Annotated in this window: 9 protein-coding genes and 6 pseudogenes; 11 read left to right on the forward strand and 4 right to left on the reverse strand. The window is 44.5% G+C overall.

Annotation, left to right across the window (positions count from 1 at the left end; genetic code table 11):
* Positions 1-17: 17 nt before the first annotated feature.
* The 4 genes and pseudogenes from A0V43_RS20170 (at position 18) to A0V43_RS04080 (ending at position 5,842) form a co-directional block, all read left to right on the forward strand.
* Positions 18-158, forward strand: coding sequence for a hypothetical protein (locus A0V43_RS20170; RefSeq protein ID WP_236930916.1), 141 nt, complete (start codon positions 18-20; stop codon positions 156-158).
* Between the two features lie 5 nt (positions 159-163).
* Positions 164-988: a DUF4391 domain-containing protein gene (locus tag A0V43_RS04070; protein ID WP_063192437.1), complete on the forward strand. Its 825-nt coding sequence runs from the start codon at positions 164-166 to the stop codon at positions 986-988.
* Complete coding sequence (locus A0V43_RS04075; RefSeq protein ID WP_063192438.1) at positions 939-2,885, forward strand: site-specific DNA-methyltransferase; 1,947 nt, start codon at positions 939-941, stop codon at positions 2,883-2,885. The genes A0V43_RS04070 and A0V43_RS04075 overlap by 50 nt, the downstream gene beginning before the upstream one ends.
* Positions 2,886-2,888: 3 nt before the next feature.
* Positions 2,889-5,842 (forward strand): annotated as a pseudogene (locus tag A0V43_RS04080) (type III restriction-modification system endonuclease).
* Between the two features lie 612 nt (positions 5,843-6,454).
* Here A0V43_RS04080 and A0V43_RS04085 read toward each other — a convergent pair.
* From A0V43_RS04085 to A0V43_RS04095, 3 genes and pseudogenes are all read right to left on the reverse strand, one after another.
* A complete protein-coding gene (locus A0V43_RS04085; RefSeq protein ID WP_063192439.1) occupies positions 6,455-8,203 on the reverse strand; it encodes an ABC transporter ATP-binding protein in 1,749 nt (582 codons plus the stop codon).
* Positions 8,193-9,023, reverse strand: coding sequence for a MerR family transcriptional regulator (locus A0V43_RS04090; RefSeq protein WP_033004934.1), 831 nt, complete (start codon positions 9,021-9,023; stop codon positions 8,193-8,195). The genes A0V43_RS04085 and A0V43_RS04090 overlap by 11 nt, the downstream gene beginning before the upstream one ends.
* Positions 9,024-9,659: 636 nt before the next feature.
* Positions 9,660-10,003: pseudogene (locus A0V43_RS04095) on the reverse strand (DDE-type integrase/transposase/recombinase); the annotation flags it as partial.
* A gap of 166 nt (positions 10,004-10,169) precedes the next feature.
* On the opposite strand from A0V43_RS04095, the gene A0V43_RS04100 reads away from it, so the two are divergent.
* The 6 genes and pseudogenes from A0V43_RS04100 (at position 10,170) to A0V43_RS04125 (ending at position 18,427) form a co-directional block, all read left to right on the forward strand.
* Complete coding sequence (locus tag A0V43_RS04100; protein ID WP_060787979.1) at positions 10,170-12,011, forward strand: sigma-54-dependent Fis family transcriptional regulator; 1,842 nt, start codon at positions 10,170-10,172, stop codon at positions 12,009-12,011.
* A 227-nt stretch (positions 12,012-12,238) separates the two neighbouring features.
* Positions 12,239-13,163 (forward strand): annotated as a pseudogene (locus A0V43_RS04105) (thiamine pyrophosphate-dependent dehydrogenase E1 component subunit alpha).
* 28 nt (positions 13,164-13,191) lie between these two features.
* Positions 13,192-14,226, forward strand: coding sequence for an alpha-ketoacid dehydrogenase subunit beta (locus tag A0V43_RS04110; protein ID WP_020753733.1), 1,035 nt, complete (start codon positions 13,192-13,194; stop codon positions 14,224-14,226).
* Positions 14,227-14,308: 82 nt separating this feature from the next.
* Complete coding sequence (locus tag A0V43_RS04115) at positions 14,309-15,580, forward strand: dihydrolipoamide acetyltransferase family protein (protein ID WP_063192441.1); 1,272 nt, start codon at positions 14,309-14,311, stop codon at positions 15,578-15,580.
* 79 nt (positions 15,581-15,659) lie between these two features.
* A pseudogene (gene lpdA, locus A0V43_RS04120) lies at positions 15,660-17,080 on the forward strand (dihydrolipoyl dehydrogenase).
* 288 nt (positions 17,081-17,368) lie between these two features.
* Positions 17,369-18,427, forward strand: coding sequence for a 2,3-butanediol dehydrogenase (locus A0V43_RS04125; protein ID WP_063192442.1), 1,059 nt, complete (start codon positions 17,369-17,371; stop codon positions 18,425-18,427).
* A 45-nt stretch (positions 18,428-18,472) separates the two neighbouring features.
* Here A0V43_RS04125 and A0V43_RS20175 read toward each other — a convergent pair.
* Positions 18,473-18,683, reverse strand: a pseudogene (locus A0V43_RS20175) (IS1634 family transposase); the annotation flags it as partial.
* Positions 18,684-18,802: 119 nt separating this feature from the next.
* On the opposite strand from A0V43_RS20175, the pseudogene A0V43_RS20180 reads away from it, so the two are divergent.
* Positions 18,803-18,934: pseudogene (locus A0V43_RS20180) on the forward strand (restriction endonuclease); the annotation flags it as partial.
* Between the last annotated feature and the right edge of the window lie 159 nt (positions 18,935-19,093).

Consider the following 19,093-nt stretch of genomic DNA (forward strand, 5'->3'; position numbering starts at 1 on the left):
CCCTGCTGGAAAAAGCGGTGGAAGAGATCGTCGGCAAAATCGATCAGCAACTAACATTGAACATATTTAGCCTTGGGAACTTGGACAGCTTAGTCACGAACGCCAACACGAGTTTGCAAGATTTTGAGATCGTTTCGTATTTGATCATTAAAGGGTGAGGATCATGGCCGCATCCGCATTTTATGCTACAATAGGGCTGGACGAGCGCGTCCGCCCGTTGCATAAAAAGCTCGATAAAAAAATGTTTTACGATTATGCGGATTTGACGAAAAAAGAAAAGGACTATATGACGAAAGACATCGAGCGGATCGAGCTGACGTATTTGTTGACCTCAGGGATCATCAACATTCAGCCGTTCGTCAACGACGACTACCATTACGAAGGGGTTATGTTTATCACCGTTCGGCTGCGGACAAAATCAAAGGATGCGCACGTTTCCGTGATCGGGGAGATCATCCAAAAAACAGTGCCCAACCCAACCGTTATCGTGTTTGAAAAAGAAGGAAACGTTCGAATTGGGACATGCCGCAAGCGGCTGAACAAAAACGATCGGACTAAAACCGTGGCCGAAGAATGGGCGTATACCCCGTGGTTTTCACTCGATCATGATGACGAGACGGTCAAGCAGTTTCTTCGCGCCGTTCATATGACGAAGCTGTCGTTCGCCAACTTTTTTCGGTTTTATCAAGACATCCATCTGGCGGTGCAGGCGTTCCAGCACGCCAAAGCGGTCGGTGCGTTTTACATCGCCGCTGATGAACAATCCAAACAGCTCGTCGCGCAAATCGAACAGGCGGAAGTTGAAATCGCAAAATGGAAAAACGAAATCAAAAAAGAAACACAGTTTAATCGAAAAGTGGAATACCATATGAAAATTCAACAGCTAACGAAGCAAATCGAACAATGGAAGCAACAATTGCGCGGAAAGGAGCAGCACGATGGAGAAACTGGACGGAAAGTCGCTCGACCTTGTCAAAACAAACATTGAAGCGTTAAAGCAGCTATTCCCGGAAGTTGTCACGGAGGGGAAAATCGATTTTGACAAATTGAAGCTTGTTCTAGGCGAAGAGATCGAAACGCGCAACGAAAAGTACGAATTCACCTGGCACGGCAAAACACAAGCGATGAAACTCGCCCAAACGCCGTCCACTGGCACCTTGCGGCCGGACAAAGCGTCAAGCAAAAACTGGGAGACAACGGAAAACTTGTATATTGAAGGCGACAATTTGGAAGTGCTGAAGCTGTTGCAAAAATCGTATTTCGGCAAAATCAAAATGATTTACATCGACCCGCCGTACAATACGGGGAAGGATTTTGTGTATAAAGATGATTTTCACGATAACATTAAAAATTATAAAGAAATAACTCAACAAATGGCAAAGGCTAATACGGAGACGAATGGTAGATTCCATACAGATTGGTTGAATATGATGTATCCGAGATTGAAATTAGCAAGGAATTTATTAAGAGAGGATGGCGTTATTTTAGTATCCATTGATGATGTTGAATATGCAAATTTAAAAAAGATTTTGGACGAAGTATTTGGACAAGAAAATTTTGTAGGTAGTTTTATTTGGAGTGCAGGAAGAAAAAACGATTCTAAATATATATCAATCTCACATGAATATATTCTTTGTTACTTCAAAAATATGGAATTTGTAAGAGAACGTGAAATTGTATGGCGAGAGAAAAAAGAAGGGTTGAAAGAAATATATGATACTGCTCAAAAGCTACTAAAGGAATGTAATGAAGATTATAAATTAGCTTCTAGGTTATTAAAGGAATGGTATAATTCACTGCCAGATAATCATCCTTCCAAACAACATAAACATTATAATTGTATTGATGAGAGAGGTGTGTATTTTCCTTCAGACTTGTCTAAACCAGAAGCAAATGGTGCAAGATATGAAATTTTGCATCCTGTTACTAATAAACCTGTTAAACAGCCAGCAGGTGGCTGGAGATATATGAATAAAGAAAAAATGTTAGAGTTAATAAATAACAACCGTATTCATTTTGGAGAGGATGAAACCACTATACCATGTTACAAACGTTACTTATTTGAAAGTGAGTACCAAGTTCCATACAGTGTTTTTTATCAGGATAATAGAAGCGCTTCAAAGAGATTGAAAGATTTATTTGGAAAAAAAGTATTCGATTTCCCTAAAGATGAAAATATAATAAAAAAATTAATTAGTATTGCTTCATATGCCCAAGAAGGTGCAAATAGTTCGACTAATGATATCATTTTAGATTTCTTCTCCGGCTCCGCCACAACTGCCCATGCAGTCATGCAGTTAAATGCGGAGGATGGCGGCAATCGCAAGTTTATTATGGTCCAGCTGCCGGAAAAAACGGATGAAACGTCCGATGCGTATAAAGCGGGATATAAAAACATTTGCGAAATCGGCAAGGAACGCATCCGCCGTGCGGGGGAGAAGATCGTTCAAGAAACCGGAAAGACGGATTTGGACATCGGCTTTAAAGTGTTTAAGCTCGATTCCTCCAATATCAAAGAATGGGATCCGGACTTTGACAACCTCGAACAAACGCTTTTCGATTTGCAAAACAATATTAAGGAAGATCGGACGAAAGAAGATTTATTGTATGAGATTTTGCTGAAAATCGGGCTGCCGTTGACGGTGCCGATTGAGGAAATCGACTGCGGCGGCAAAACGATTTACAACGTTGCCTATGGTTCCGCACTTATTTGCTTGGAAGACGAAATCGATCTTGACCTTGTTCAGGAGATGTTGAAACACCGTTCTGAGCATATGCCGCCGAAAGTCATTTTGAAAGAATCCGGCTTTATGAGCGACGCGGTGAAAACGAATGCCTTGCAAACGTTGAAAAAGCACGGCATCACGGATGTTAGGAGTGTATAACCGATGAAGCTGAAGTTTCACGCGGATTTGGACTACCAACGGCGCGCGATTGAGTCGGTGGTGCAAATTTTTAAAGGGCAGGAGATGAGCCAGTCGAACTTCACCGTTTCATACGGCCCTGATGCGGGAATAGTTCAAACGGAATTGGGCGTTGGGAATCGCCTCGACCTGACGCCTGAGGAAATTTTAAAAAACGTTCAAGACGTCCAAGTGAGAAATGGCCTGCCGCGCAGCGAGCGGCTCGACGGCATGCATTTTACGATTGAAATGGAGACGGGGACGGGGAAGACGTACGTCTATTTGCGGACGATTTATGAGCTTCATAAACATTACGGGTTCAGAAAGTTTGTCATTGTCGTCCCGTCCGTGGCGATTCGCGAAGGGGTGTACAAGTCGCTGCAAATCACCCGCGACCATTTTGATGAACTGTATGACCGCACGCCGGTTGAGTACTTTATTTATGATTCGCAAAAGCTTGGAGAAGTGCACAATTTTGCGACGGCCACCACGATTCAAATTATGATCATCAATATCGATGCGTTTCGCAAAAGCTTCGAAGACCCGGAAAAGGAGGATAAAGCGAACGTCATCCACCGTCCGAACGACCGCTTGAATGGCTATCGCCCAATCGAATTTATCCAACAGACGAACCCGATTGTCATCATCGACGAACCGCAAAGCGTCGATACGACGCCGAAGTCGAAGGAGGCGATCGCGTCGCTCAACCCGCTTTGCACGCTGCGCTACTCGGCGACGCATGTGGATAAATACAATATGATATATCGCCTCGATGCGGTCGATGCGTACAATCAAAAGCTTGTGAAAAAAATTGAGGTCATGTCTGTCCGCTCTGAGCCGTCGTTCAATGTGCCGTACATCAAACTTGTCGAGGTGAAAGAGCGGAAAGCGAAACTTGAGCTCGATGTCGAGTCGCGCGGAAAGGTCAAGCGAATGACGAAAACGGTCAAATACGGCGATGACTTGTATGACGTTTCGGGGGAGCGCGAACTGTACCGCGGCTATATCGTCGAGCAAATCGATTGGACGGAAGGAAATGAAGCGGTTGAAATCAACGGCTATCGACTCGGTGTGGGCGACGCGATTGGAGATGTCGATGACGATGCCATCAAGCGGTATCAAATCCGCAAAACGATTGAAGAGCATTTAAATAAAGAATTGTGGCTTCGCCCGCGCGGGATTAAAGTATTAAGTCTGTTCTTCATCGACAAAGTCGCTCATTACCGTGATTATGATCAAAACGGCAATCCAATCAAAGGAAAATATGCGGCGATGTTTGAGGAAGAGTATCGGAATTTAATGCAAAAGCCGAAATACCGTCCCTCTGGGAAGATCCGGGCATTGACCATGATATTGAGAAAGTGCACAACGGTTATTTTGCACAGGACAAAAAAGGCCGGTTGAAAGATACGAAAGGGAATACAGAGGCGGATACGGACGTATACAACCTTATTATGAGAGACAAAGAACGGCTGCTCAGCCTCGATGAGCCGCTCCGCTTCATTTTCTCTCATTCCGCACTCCGTGAAGGATGGGACAACCCGAACGTCTTCCAAATTTGCACGTTGAAAGACTCGTCCGGCACGTACGTATCGAGGCGCCAGGAAATCGGGCGCGGATTGCGGTTGGCTGTCGATCAAAACGGAGAGCGGGTGCATGACGATCATGTCAACATATTAACGGTGATGGCGAATGAGTCGTATGAAGAATTCGTCGCTACGTTGCAAAAAGAGATTGAAGAGGATACGGGCATTCGGTTCGGCAAAATTGAAAAGCATGTCTTTGCGAAACTCATCTATTTGGACGAGGCGACGGACGAGCCGGTGCAAATGGGTTATGATTTATCATTGAAGCTGTATGAGGAATTAAAACAAAATGGCTATATTGACAAACAGGGCAAAGCAACGGAAAAGCTCAAGCAGGCCATTGAAGACTACGACCTCCGTTTAGGCGACGAATTCCAGCCGTGGCGGTCGTCCATCGTGAAAGAGATCAAACGCCATTTGCAAGCATTGCCGATCAAAGATGGGACGAAAAAGAAAAAAGTCCATGTCAATATGGCGGTTCTCAATCAAGAAGAGTTTCGGCAATTGTGGGACAAAATCAAATACAAAACCGTCTATTCAGTCGATTTTGACAGCGAACAGCTCATTGACTTGTGCATCGCCGCCATTCAGGAAATGAAGCCCATTGAAAAAATCCGCATTGTCAGCCGGAAAGGACGGGTGGAAATTGATCATGTGACAGGCGTACAGGCTCAGGTGGTCAGCGAAAAAGTGGAGGATTACGTGAGCTTGCACCATACTCTTCCCGATGTCATCACCGAGCTGCAAAACCGGACGAATTTAACGCGGAAGACGATCGTGCGCATTTTGACCGGCTGCAAGCGGCTCGATGATTTCAAAAACAATCCGCAAAAGTTTATTGAAGAAGTGGCGAACATCATCCAGCGCCAAATGAGGCTGTTGCTGAAAGATGGCGTGAAATATTACAAAATTGGTGATGATGCGTATTACGCGGTTGAGCTGTTCCAAAACGAAGAGCTGCTCGCCTATTTGAACGACAACGCCATCCCGAGCGAAAAATCGCCGTTTGACCATATCCTTTACGATTCCGATGTGGAAGAGCGGTTCGCCAAACGTTTTGAACACGATGAGAACGTAAAAGTGTACGTCAAACTGCCGAACTGGTTCAAAATTGACACCCCAATCGGCTCCTACAATCCCGACTGGGCGCTTGTCATTGAGAAAGACGGGGAAGAAAAACTGTACTTCGTCCTTGAGACGAAAGGGCAGGAATGGGAGGATGAGCTGCGTCCCGGTGAGGCAGCGAAAATTGCCTTCGCCCGCAAACACTTCCAAGCCATCGGAACAGACGTCGAATTTATCGGACCGGAGAATGATGTCGAGCGGTTTATGTTACGAGCCTTAAGCCGTTGAAGGTGGGGACAAAACAGAAGCCAAGCGGGCTTCTGCTTTGTCTTAGCATCACATTATGAATTGACCCGGTTGAATGCAAAATCTTTGAGACATCCAAGAGCACATTCCCGAGCAGCAACAGGGCGCTAGTGTATTGCACACTTAGAGAAATAGGAGTTGATAAAAAATGAGCTTCAAAGCGGAAGCGTTGCGAGTTTTCATCGCTTCGCCATCAGTGTAGAAAAGGGAGCGGCACCGCACCGCTCTTTTTGTATTTTTTGGTCGGTCGACAAAGTTCGACGGCAATGTTTTACAAAAATTGATACAATCAAATTGAACGTGTTGCCTATAGTGGGGAGCTGATTCATTGTTTCAGCTTCTGTTTTTGGAAGAATGGTTGCTTCACAGAATGAATCCTTGACACGCAAGGGGAGCAAAGAGGGTTGCACCTATGGACATCCGCATTCGTAAGATCTTGGTCTTCCACCATTGATTGACCGGCGGGGTGCGGTGGACTCTCAATGCCAACCTCCTGCTGGTGTTGGCGTTCAGTGGCTCACAAAGTCCTTTGTTCTTCCTCTTGTTAAGGTGCGAAATGTGAGCTGGAAAGTCGGTGAGTATATGGCTACCTAATTACCTTTTGCCTTGGGAAAACTGATGGGTGACCAGCTTTTGATATAAACGATGGGTAGCCAGCAATAATTCATGGTTTCCCTGTCCAGTAATGCGCCCGTCTTCGACAACGAAGATCGTGTCTGCATCGGTGACGGTAGAAAGCCGATGGGCAATAATCAACGTCGTTCGACCTTTCATCACGTTTTTCAGCGCTTCTTGCACTAGGCTTTCTGAGTCGCTGTCCAAGTTAGAAGTGGCTTCATCTAATAGCAGGAGTTTTGGGTTTTTTAAGATGGCTCGAGCAATCGCAATACGTTGTCTCTGCCCCCCTGAAAGCTTGATTCCTCGTTCGCCGACTTCTGTTTCATAGCCATTCGGCAATTTTTGAATAAATTCGTGAGCGTTGGCCAGCCGAGCGGCCTGTTCGATTTCTTCATGCTCAGGCATGCTTTCGAATCCATAACAAATATTTTCTCGAATGGTGCTTGACAAAATGGGAATATCTTGAGAAACGTAGCTAATCGCTTGTCGCCATTTTTGTAAATCGATTTCATGGATAGGTATGTTTCCTAACAAGATTTGTCCCTCGTCTGGCAGATAAAAGCGTTCAATCAGTGAAAAAATGGTGGTTTTTCCGCCGCCGCTGGGGCCAACAAAAGCGTAAATTTTGCCTGGCTCAATAGTAAAATGAATGCCTTTTAGCACCGGTTTATCTTGATGATAAGAAAAGGAAACATGTTTGAACTGCAATGTTTGATTGAAGTCGGGTTCTTTTTGTGAGCCCAGCAGTTCCCGTTGCTCTTGAAAGATTTCATTAATCCGCTCTGTAGCCCCCAATGCTTTTTGAAAGGTGGTGAAAAAGGAAGCTGTAGCAGTGAAAGGCATGACAATTTGAAAAATATAAATGATGATGGCCGCAAGCTCTCCCGCCGTCAAATGCCCAGATGCAACCCGGGCGCCGCCATAACCGACAATGATCACGACAACGAGCATCATGACGGTGGCAATCATCGGTGAGATGACCGCATAGACTTTCGCTTCTTTCAAACCGAAGTTCATTAAATTTTTGATCTCTTGATCTCCTTTTTCTGCTTCCATGTGTTGACCGTTATAAGATTTCACGAGACGGATATCTTGCAAGATCCGGCCAAGATGTCCCGAAAACTTGGCCAGTTCATCTTGCGTGCGCAAAGAAATTTGATGCATCTTTCTTCCCAACGGCATGATGATGAGCATAGCAGCGGGAACGGCCAAAAAGATAAAGAGAGTAATTCGCCAATCAATCATAATCAGTAAAATGATGGAACCGATCACAGAGACGATGCCACTAAAAAATGTGACGAGATGGTTGGAAATAAGCAATTTGATGACTGCTGTATCTTGAGTAATGCGGCTCATCGTTTCCCCCGATTCATAGCGGTCAAAAAAGGAAACAGGCAAATGAAGGATGTGGTTCCATAATCGACTTCGAATCTGGGCTACTAGAGCTTCTCCGGCATACGACATGAGATAAAACGAGATGCCGCCTGCCGCCGTTTGAACGAGAAAAGCAGATAAGAGCCAAAAAATTTGTTGCCACTTCATTCCGCCATGGGCTAAGAGATCAATAAAGTCTTTCGCAAACAGGGGGATGATCAACCCAGCCCCGCTTTCAATCAATCCAAGAATGAGGGCGAAAGCAATGAGCGATTTGTTCAATTTTCCTTGTTTGAGCAAATACCAAAATGGTTTTGGACTGCCTTGTTTCGTTTCGATCCTATTTTTCATATCCACTGTTCTCTCCTTCCTTTGATTCCTTCATATCTATACCCATGTGCTCAAGACGTTGCATGTAGTCATCCATCGCTTGTTCAAGCCACTGCGTCTCTTCTTTGGAAAAGGGGAGGGGACTAAGAACATCCCATTCTTCTTTCCACTCAAAAGAATCCCATTGGTTCTGGTTAAGTAGCTCGGTAATCTTTTCAACGGTCTCCAAGCTCAAAAGACCAAAAGTAGAGCGCAGGAACGTTTCAATCATGTGCTGTACGTCAGGGTGGTCGGCGGGGAGTCCGTACAGTTCGTGAACTTGTTTGACGAATTGGGCATAGGATTTGATCATTTCGTTCTCTTTTTGCTTGAGTTCTTCATTATGGAAAATGGCATCAACCGTTTCTTGGTCTAGGTAATGTGTCATCAATCGTTTTTGATCATCTTCTGTTTGAATGCTGCGGATTAAGCTCATCAAGAGAAGGCTGTCAATTTCTCCTTCTTCCTCTAAAAGGGTGATGGCATATTCAATGGCTTGAATGGATCTTTCTAACTGTCTTCGTTTCTGTTCTAGCATGTTTTTTTCCAGCATCAACGTTTCTTTTAAGGTAAGGTCGTATGTTGGTTGGTGAATATATTGTCGAATCTCTTCCAAGCTAAGCCCAATAAACTTCAAACTCATAATTTTGTGCAATTGAAGAATGTCCTCTTCCGTATAGATTCGATGTCCTGATGACGGATCTTTCGTTGGCTGCAGCAGTCCAATTTCATCATAATACCGCAATGTCCGGATGGATACACCTGTCTTTTTGGCGATTTCGCCGATCGAATACGTCTCCATGACAGTTGTCCTCCTTCTTTCTTTTGCTAGTCTCTCCCTTATCATACACCCTAACGCAACTGGAGGTTCAAGAGGGAATTGCTTAAAGGAAGGCGGATCGCTCCGCCTTTGTGAATGGATTGATACACTGGAGATCATGTTGCACGATATAAAATACCTGAATCCGTGATAAAGACGCGTTCAAACTGCCAAGAAAACTTGATCAATCAACAAATATTGCACTCGGGGTTCTTCACCTGATAGGTGAACATTCGGAATGGAGTTGATACTTTGGCATGATTGGGTTTTCCAACATTTTTAATACACTTCTGTCACGGATTCGGGACATGAAAATAGTGCAGGAAATCATCACAAAAAGGGATTGATGGATCATTCAATATAACTAACACCGAAATCAAAGTTGACTTCCATCCGTCACGAATTCAGGTTTAAAAGTCAAGTACATCTTTTGGTAATTAACTAATTTATGTATAATTTTACAATTTTCAACAATTTTTTTTGCAACGATTGGTACAATCGAATTGAATGAGATTTTTGTTGTAGGAACGAAAGAGGGGATGATCACCAGGGCAACGATTGCAAAGCGGATTTCGTGCCGGCATTGTTTGAAAAAGAAAACGACACAAATCTATGAAGTCCGCCATTGTTGGCGTACAGGTGTAGGAGTAGGGCACCTAGTAGCGAGGGCAGGTCAACGAATCCGGAGCACGGTGTTTCGCATTGGCGCGGCGCTCTATGGACCGCGAAGGACGGACGTGTTGCGACTCGTAGTCTGCCAACAGCTTCCGGTAATCAAGGATTGCCGGCACACCGATGATCGGAAGGTCATCGACCTGGAGTTTCCGGTACGGTTTTTGGATGGGTTCGTCCAAGTCCTCGAGATTCAAGGATTTTCCCAATATCACACCTATCAAATACACAATGATTTGATATTGGGTCTTGATGATTTCGAGCAAATAGGCTAATAATTGAGGTAACAAAGCTTGTCACTCCTTTGTTTTGGCTGTTTGGTGTCGTTGCTTCATGATGGCCGAAAATAACGAGGGGTGGCCAGCTTTTTTCTTCCGACCGTTGAAATTCAAAGAGAAAGCGTGAGTATGGAGGATGAACTTTTGACAATACCTAACGATATGCCGGGGGATGACGATGAATGTGATGGATCCATCGAAGCGGGAAATTTGGCGTCGGTTTGTCCAAGAGGGAACGTTAGATCAAGCGAGAATAAGCAAAAGAATTGAAGAGTCGTGGTATCTTTGCCGCCAGAAAAACGTGGATCCTTATGATGGGAAAGGGAAAATGTTTTTGACTGGCCGTTTATTGCTGGAAAGAAGGGAAAAAAATCAAAGGTTGCTCCGTTGTGCTGTTCCGATTTTGGAGAAGTTGCAACAATTATTTCAAGAAATTCCTGCGATTTTTCTCCTTATCGATCAAGAAGGGTATGTGTTGTGGGCTAAAGGACATCAACAGGCGATGAAAAAGGCGAAAGAAATCAATTTTTTAGAGGGAGTCAAATGGACGGAGGAGGAAGTCGGGACGAATGCCATTGGTACAGCCTTAAGGACGAGAGAACCGATTGCGGTTGTCGGACTCGATCACTATGCAGTTGCTTCCCAACAATGGGTTTGTTCCGCGGCTCCGATTTACGATGAAAACAAAGAGTTTCTTGGTATCATTGATATGTCCTACCCAATCTATCACGGTTTGTCCGACGCTCAAGACTATGTACTTGCCACGATTGTCGCCGCCTCCTACACCATTGAGCAGCAACTGCGAATCCAACAGAAAGAAAATCTATTGGAACTTTTCCGCCACGGTTTTCAAATGGAAGATTCGGCTTCTTACTCAGTTGTATGTGATGATCAAGAGAACATTGTGTGGGCCAATCATCGCTTGCGTTCATTCTGTTCCAGCATCATCGACCAGCCGTTGCAACAATTTTGCCAACGAACGTGGAAAGTCTTCTCCAAAGTTCCCATTTTTTCTTCAGTTTACGGTCATCTTATCGGCTATAAAGTAACTTTGCAAAAAGCACAAGACGAGGAGGCTTTTTTTTGCTCCCTGCCATCATTCCGCTTTGACGGGGTGATTGGAACAAGTCCGTCTTTTGCTGCTGTGTTAAGAAGTTGTTCTAAAGTAGCGAAAACGGATGCAACGGTTTATCTCTCAGGGGAAACAGGGACAGGAAAAGAGTTGATTGCTCGGGCGATTCATCAAAACAGCCTGCGGAAGGATGGCCCATTTGTCGCCGTCAATTGCGGAGCGGTTCCGAAAGAGCTCATCGGGAGCGAATTGTTTGGGTATGTGGAAGGGGCGTTTACTGGCGCAAAGCGGACAGGGTATATGGGAAAATTTGTCCAAGCTCACGGTGGAACGCTTTTCCTAGACGAGATCGGTGAAATTCCACTAGAAATGCAAGTAGCTTTGTTAAGAGTGTTGCAAGAAAGAGAAGTCGTGCCAATTGGCGGAACCAAACCGATTTCTGTTGATGTTCGGGTCATCACAGCCACACACCGCGATTTGTATGAGTTGGTAAAGGAAGGGAAGTTGCGAGAAGATCTGTTTTATCGTTTGCATGTATATCCGATCAAGCTCCCAGCGTTAAGGGAGCGGAAAGAGGATATCCCGTTTTTTGTTGACTACTATTGCCGAAAAAACGGTTGGAATGTTTGTTTGCCTAATTCAGTGATGAACTTATTGATGGACTATTATTGGCCTGGGAACATCAGGGAATTATTTAATGTGTTGGAACGAATGAGAATTGAGTATGGAGAGGCAGTCCCCCCGATTTCTGGAATAAAGTCAATGCTTGTAGCGTTGAAGAACGACGAGAAGGGAAGAGGCGAGCTTACCTATCGGGAGCAGGTGGAAAAAGAACAAATGATGAACATGCTTGAAGAGACGAAAGGAAATATTAGCAAGATGGCGGAGCTATTAGGCATTTCTCGCAGCACGTGCTATCGCAAGCTGAAAAAGTACAAATTGATTTGAAATAAAACAAAATGACACAGATTGATGCAAAGGGGTAAAAAAGAGGGATATGAAGCATTTAAGAAAGCGCTTACAACAAGGGGGTGTAAGCGCTTTTTTGTTGGCATGGAGTTTGCTTTAGATAAATAACGAAACTACTTAAAACAAAGGGAGGTTTCTGTATGGCTGTTGCTCGATCACAATCCATCGTTCTTACGAAAGAAAAGGCTAAATGGATGTATCAGAAAATGCAGGAAATTCGCCAATTTGAGGACAAGGTGCATGAAATTTTCAGCAGGGGAGTGCTGCCTGGTTTCGTTCATTTATATGCGGGGGAGGAGGCCGTGGCGGTAGGGGTTTGCGCCCATTTGACGGAAAAGGACTACATTACGAGCACCCATCGCGGACACGGACATTGCATCGCTAAAGAATGTGATGTCAACGGAATGATGGCTGAAATTTATGGGAAAGCGACGGGGTTGTGCAAAGGAAAAGGGGATCGATGCATATCGCTGACGTTTCCAAGGGGATGCTTGGCGCGAATGGCATCGTTGGCGGAGGATTTCCTCTCGCTGTCGGAGCTGGACTGACGGCAAAACTAAAGAAAACAGGATCTGTCGCCGTTTGCTTCTTTGGAGACGGGGCAAACAACCATGGCACCTTCCATGAAGGAATTAATTTGGCGGCCATTTGGAAATTGCCGGTCATCTTTGTAGCCGAGAACAATGGATATGCGGAGTCGACTCCGTTTGAATATGCATCCAGTTGCCGAAACATTGCCGACCGTGCTGCGGCATACAACATTCCGGGGGAAGTTGTCGATGGCAAGGATGTCATCGCTGTATACGAGGCGGCAAAAAGAGCCATTGAACGAGCTCGCAACGGCGAGGGCCGACCTTGATCGAATGCAAAACATATCGAAACTATGGGCATTTTGAGGGAGATGCACAAACATATAAGTCATTGGAAGAGAAGCAAAAACATTTGCAAGAGTTGGATGCCATTGTGAAGTTTCGCGAGTATCTCCTTGTCAATCAGTTATGTTCTGAACAAGAGCTCGCAGAGATCGAACAAAGCGTCGCCAAAGCGATTGAAAAAGCAGTGGAGTTTGCCGAAAACAGCCCGTTTCCGACGGAAGAAGATTTGTTGCGAGATGTCTATGTTTCTTATTAAAACAGAAACGGTTTAGGAGGGAAACAGAATGGCGAGAACGATTTCTTTCTCAGCGGCGCTGAACGAAGCGATGAGACTAGCCATGCGAAAAGATGAACATGTCATTTTGTTGGGCGAAGATGTTGCGGGAGGCGCAACAGTCGATCATTTACAAGACGACGAAGCTTGGGGAGGGGTCATGGGAGTCACGAAAGGGCTCGTGCAGGAATTCGGCAGGGAACGCGTATTAGATACGCCGATTGCCGAGGCCGGGTACATTGGAGCGGCGGTTACTGCGGCGGCAACGGGTTTAAGACCGATTGCGGAGTTGATGTTTAACGATTTTATCGGCAGTTGCTTAGATGAAGTAATGAACCAAGCGGCCAAACTTCGCTATATGTTCGGCGGAAAAGCGAAAGTGCCATTAACGATTCGGACGATGCATGGCGCTGGATTTCGGGCGGCGGCGCAGCACTCGCAAAGTTTGTACGCCCTTTTTACCCACATTCCAGGGTTGAAAGTTGTCGTTCCTTCCACTCCTGCCGACGCTAAGGGTCTTTTGCTTGCTTCGATTTTTGATGATGATCCTGTCATCTTTTTTGAAGATAAAACGCTCTATAACATGAAAGGAGAAGTGGAAGAAGGGTTTTATACGATCCCATTCGGAATAGCGGATATTAAAAGACAAGGCGATGATTTAACGATTGTCGCTATCGGCAAGCAAGTGCATACCGCCTTGAAGGCGGCAGCGATATTGCAGGAAAGAGGCGTTGAAGCAGAAGTAATTGATCCACGGACATTGTCCCCGCTTGATGAGAACACGATTCTGTCGTCTGTAGCGAAGACAGGACGGCTCATTGTTGTTGACGAGGCGAATCCTCGCTGCAGTGTCGCTGCTGATATTTCGGCTCTTGTAGCAGACAAAGGGTTTGACTATTTGGACGCGCCTATTAAAAGGATTACTGCTCCGCATTGCCCTGTGCCATTTTCACCGGCATTAGAGGATCTTTACTTGCCGACGCCGGAGAAGGTACTGCGTGCTGCGGCGGAAATTATAGGAGACGAAACGATTGTGCCAGTATAAATGATAGAGCGTGTTGCCTTGGTTGTACGCGGCAACACGCGTTCTTTGCATTGTATTTATTTGAAAAAGGGGGAGAGAAAACGTGGCCGTTGAGATTATTATGCCAAAGCTAGGAATGAGCATGGAAGAGGGAACGGTGGTAGAGTGGCTGAAGAAAAAGGGAGATCCAGTGAAAAAGGGAGAATCGATCGTCGTCATTAGTTCTGACAAAATCGAAAAGGATATCGAAGCGCCGCAAGACGGAGTATTATTAGAAATTATTGTTCAACAAGATGAAACAGCGGAAGTAGGGAAAGTGATTGGTTACATCGGACAAGAAGGTGAAGTTTTGAAGGAAGCTGACCGTGAATCGGTAGCAATCAGTATGAAAGAGGAAATCGAGGCAATATCCGAAACTATGTTACGGGTTTCTCCTGCTGCTCGAAAATTAGCACATGAAGCGGGAATAGATTTGCGTCGTGTTTCAGGTTCAGGACCAAAAGGGAGAATTACGAGAGCAGATGTAGAAAAGGCTATTCAAACTAGACAGGCGTCTTCACAACTAGAAAGCGAGGAGCAAAGGTTTACACAAATAAATAAGGAAGCCATCAACACATCAGAAAGTATAAACCTTAAGAAAAAAATGTCGGGACAAATAAGTGAGATGGCAATAGAACAAAAAGACGTTACGGTAAAACCGATAACAGGTATGCGGAAAGTCATTGCAACAAGAATGTTTGCAAGCCTTCATCAGACAGCTCAGCTGACCATTCATATGAAAGCAGATATTACAAAATTAATAGAAGTGAATGAAAATATAAAAAATGAATTGCGCGATGAGTCAACGATCAAATTCACGATTACTGATTTTATTGCTCGCGCAGTGATTTTATCACTGCGAACACATAAGCAAATGAACAGTCTTTATCAAGACGGACGTATTTATACGTATGATTCTGTTCATTTAGGAATTGCCGTTGCAGTGGAAAACGGCCTCGTTGTTCCAGTCATCCGCTATGCGGAGAAGCTTTCTTTAAAAGAAATTTCGCAAAAAATTAAGGAATTAAGTACCAGGGCAAGGGAGGGGGCATTAAGCAGTGAAGAAATGACAGGTTCGACGTTCACGATTACAAGTTTAGGAGCTTACGGTGTAGAGTTTTTCACACCAGTACTGAACCCTCCGGAAGTAGGGATTCTTGGGGTAGGGACTGCCGAAGATGTTCCTGTTTTGGTAGGAGACATTGTTGAAAAGAGAAAAAAATTACCGTTAAGCTTGACATTTGACCATCAAGTGATCGACGGAGCGCCTGCAAGTCAGTTCCTTGGTATGGTGAAGCATTATTTGGAGAATCCATATCAATTATTGTATTCATAATTTTGGGCGGCATGGCATGAGATATGGTGTTGAGAATGAAGCCGTTGGATGAGGAAATAGGAGATGGGAGAGTAGCGAAATGATAACTAGTGATTTTGCAATCGCAACGGAAACACTTATTGTTGGAGCAGGTCCGGGGGATATGTAGCAGCCATCCGAGCCGCGCAATTAGGTCAAAAAGTAACGATTGTAGAAAAGGGAAAACTTGGTGGAGCATGCTTAAACGTAGGATGTATTCCATCCAAGGCCCTTATTTCGGCAAGTCATCGTTATGTGATGGCAAAACATTCTGAAAAAACGGGGGTTAAAGCGGAAAATGTCACGGTTGACTTTTCAAAAGTCCAAGAATGGAAAACCAGCATTGTAAAAAAATTGACCGATGGTGTTGAGGGACTGTTGAAAGGGAATAACGTCGAAATTGTCTATGGCGAAGCATATTTTGTGGATGCGAACACGGTGCGTATTATGGCAGAAAACCATGTACAAACATATGAATTTCAAAACGCGATTATTGCGACAGGCTCGAGGCCAGTTGAACTGCCTAATTTTCCATTTTCGAAGCGTGTTATTGATTCCACTGGCGCTTTGAACTTGCCGGAAATCCCGAAATCGCTTGTGGTGATCGGTGGCGGTTATATTGGTACGGAATTAGGGACGGCATATGCGAACTTCGGAACGAAAGTAATCATTGTAGAAAGCGCAGATGAAATTTTACCGGGATTCGAAAAACAAATGAGCGCGATTGTGAAACGGCGATTAAAGCAAAAAGGAGTCGATATTTTCACCAATGCTTTTGCCAAAGGGGTTGAGGAGCGTGAGGATGGTGTGACAGTGACATTTGAGGTAAAAGGGAAAACAAAAAAGGTTGCTGCCGACTACGTTCTAGTCACAGTAGGCCGATGTCCGAATACAGATAAAATTGGTATAGACAGAATCGGTGTGAAAATGAACGACCGCGGTTTCATTGAAATAGACAAACAATGTCGTACGAGCGTGCCGAATATTTATGCGATCGGTGATATCGTACAAGGGCCACCGCTGGCTTATAAAGCCTCTTATGAAGGAAAAATAGCTGCTGAAGCGATTGCGGGTTTTCAATCGCAAATCAGCTACTTAACTATGCCGATGGTTGTCTTTTCGAATCCGGAGTGCGCATCTGTCGGTTATTTTGAACAGCAAGCGAAAGAGAAAGGGATTGATGTAATGACAGCGATCTTCCCTTTTGCAGCTAACGGTCGAGCTCTTGTTTTAGATGAAACGGACGGGTTTATGAAGCTTGTTGTCCGCAAGGAAGACAACGTCGTTATTGGGGCACAAATTGTTGGTCCACACGCCTCAGACATGATTGCAGAGTTATGCCTTGTAATTGAAGCAGGTATGACAGCAGAAGATATCGTTGTAACGATTCATGCTCACCCAACATTGGGGGAAATAGCGATGGAAGCAGCTGAAGCAGTTCTTGGTACGCCTATCCATATCATAAATCGTAGAATGAGTTAATGAATGATACTTATGAATAAAATAAAGGTTCATCACCAAATTTTGTGATTTAGTGACAAAAAAGAGAAGGCACTGACGAGATCCTGGCAATAATGTTAGCGGTGAAATCAACACCGTCAAGAAAGCACTTGACTGTTTCCATTCTACCAACTTCAAGGTCTGTATACGGAAGAAGGATGTTGACTGATGAACCCATTTCATCCAGATAACATGTTTCTAGGATTGATTGGAAATCACAGAAAATGGTGAAGACTCAAAATAAATTATACGAGGAGTGTTTTAATATAGATGAAAGCGGCAAGATGGTATAATGCCAAAGATATTCGAGTCGAGGAAATTCCAGAGCCGAAAGTGGCGAAGGGGCAAGTGAAAATTAAAGTGGCGTACTGCGGGATTTGCGGGTCTGATTTGCACGAATACTTGGTCGGGCCGATTTTTATACCTGTAAGTGAACCACATCCGCTTTCAAAAGATAAAGCACCGATTGTGATGGGGCATGAATATGCAGGGGAGGTAGTAGAAATCGGTGAAGATGTGACAAATGTAAAAGTGGGCGACCGCGTGTGTGTAGAACCAATTTACAGTTGTGGTGAATGTGTCTCTTGTAAAAAAGGACATTACAATGTTTGTGGAAAATTGGGGTTTATAGGGCTATCTGGAGGGTATGGAGGATTTGGGGAATACAGTGTTGTTCCTGTCAATATGGTGCATAAAATTCCCGAGCAAATGTCTTGGGAACAAGCGGCACTGGTTGAACCTACTGCAGTTGCTGTCCATGCTGTTCGTCAAAGCACGTTGAAAATTGGGGATACAGTTGCTGTATTTGGAACAGGCCCCATCGGTTTGCTTGTGATTCAGGCAGCAAGAGCGGCGGGTGCAAGTAAAATTATCGCAACAGAAGTTTCGCCTGAACGTCAAGAGTTTGCCAAAAAAATAGGAGCGGATATCGTCATCAATCCGCTAGAAAATGATGTTGTGCACGAAATCAAGCGCCATACAGATGGGTTAGGAGTAGATGTGTCATTTGAAGTTGCTGGAGTAAATTCAACGTTAAACACAGCAATTCAATCCACGAAAAGAGAGGGAAATGTAGTAAATATCAGCATTTGGGAAAATACAGCAAATATTCCATTGAACAATCTCATTTTGACAGAAAGACAAATGACAAGTATAATTGCGTACCGTAACATTTTTCCTAACGTCATTCAGCTAATTGCGAACGGTCAAATAAAAGCGTTGGACTTAGTCACCAAAATTATCAGTTTAGATGAAATCGTATCAGAAGGCTTTGAAGCACTAACAAAGAATAAAAATCAAATTAAAATTTTGGTTAATCCATTCTTATAATGAGCTGCAATAAAGGGGCAACTTGTGGCCGTTCGCGCACTTCTACGGGCGTTCTAGGGCGATGAACAGCCGCATCCGGCGCTGAAAAAACGGTAGATCACCAAGGACAAGGGAAGTAGACCGCCCAACACCCATCAACCCGTTCTAGTTTTTTGACATCAATCTCGTCGGTGAAGAAAGGCACTTTGAGAAATGAGCTCATTTCTACCGAGACTTGTGCTTTATACAACTTCAAGATTTCTTAGGCAGCCATCGTTGGACTTCCTATTTTCTCATGCCTGTTGGTCAAGATCGATGCTAGGCGCAACTGATAACAGCGTCTCCATCTCGGGTCTGTCCCTTTTTGTGGCCGCCCGCGCTGTTATGGTAAAATGGGTTGCTAGGTACAACTCCGTGAAACTGATTGATTTAGAAGAATTAGTAAACTTGCTTGTCCATTGGTACGAGAACATGCCCAGCGATGCGAGAGCGCTGCTTCCGCTGCAGAAAATGTATGTGCCTGAATAAAAGCCGTTTGGGGCCGATTTCCCGTTTGCTGGATGTTTTCCCTATTCAGGGGATTTCTGTTAAGGGCGAGGATTTCGTCGTATTGACTTGGATGGAACACACAAGCGAAAAACGGAGAGCTTTCCCAGCTCTCCATTTTTTCGTACATGCAGGATTTCG

Source organism: Geobacillus sp. JS12, assembly GCF_001592395.1.
Taxonomy (GTDB): domain Bacteria; phylum Bacillota; class Bacilli; order Bacillales; family Anoxybacillaceae; genus Geobacillus; species Geobacillus zalihae.

What these genes read in the sequence shown, in the direction of transcription:
- A0V43_RS04070 (WP_063192437.1), top strand. Translation starts at nt 164, where the DNA reads ATGGCCGCATCCGCATTTTATGCTACAATAGGGCTGGACGAGCGCGTC.
- A0V43_RS04075 (WP_063192438.1), top strand. Translation starts at nt 939, where the DNA reads ATGGAGAAACTGGACGGAAAGTCGCTCGACCTTGTCAAAACAAACATT.
- A0V43_RS04085 (WP_063192439.1), bottom strand. Translation starts at nt 8,203, where the DNA reads ATGAAAAATAGGATCGAAACGAAACAAGGCAGTCCAAAACCATTTTGG.
- A0V43_RS04090 (WP_033004934.1), bottom strand. Translation starts at nt 9,023, where the DNA reads ATGGAGACGTATTCGATCGGCGAAATCGCCAAAAAGACAGGTGTATCC.
- A0V43_RS04100 (WP_060787979.1), top strand. Translation starts at nt 10,170, where the DNA reads ATGAATGTGATGGATCCATCGAAGCGGGAAATTTGGCGTCGGTTTGTC.
- A0V43_RS04110 (WP_020753733.1), top strand. Translation starts at nt 13,192, where the DNA reads ATGGCGAGAACGATTTCTTTCTCAGCGGCGCTGAACGAAGCGATGAGA.
- A0V43_RS04125 (WP_063192442.1), top strand. Translation starts at nt 17,369, where the DNA reads ATGAAAGCGGCAAGATGGTATAATGCCAAAGATATTCGAGTCGAGGAA.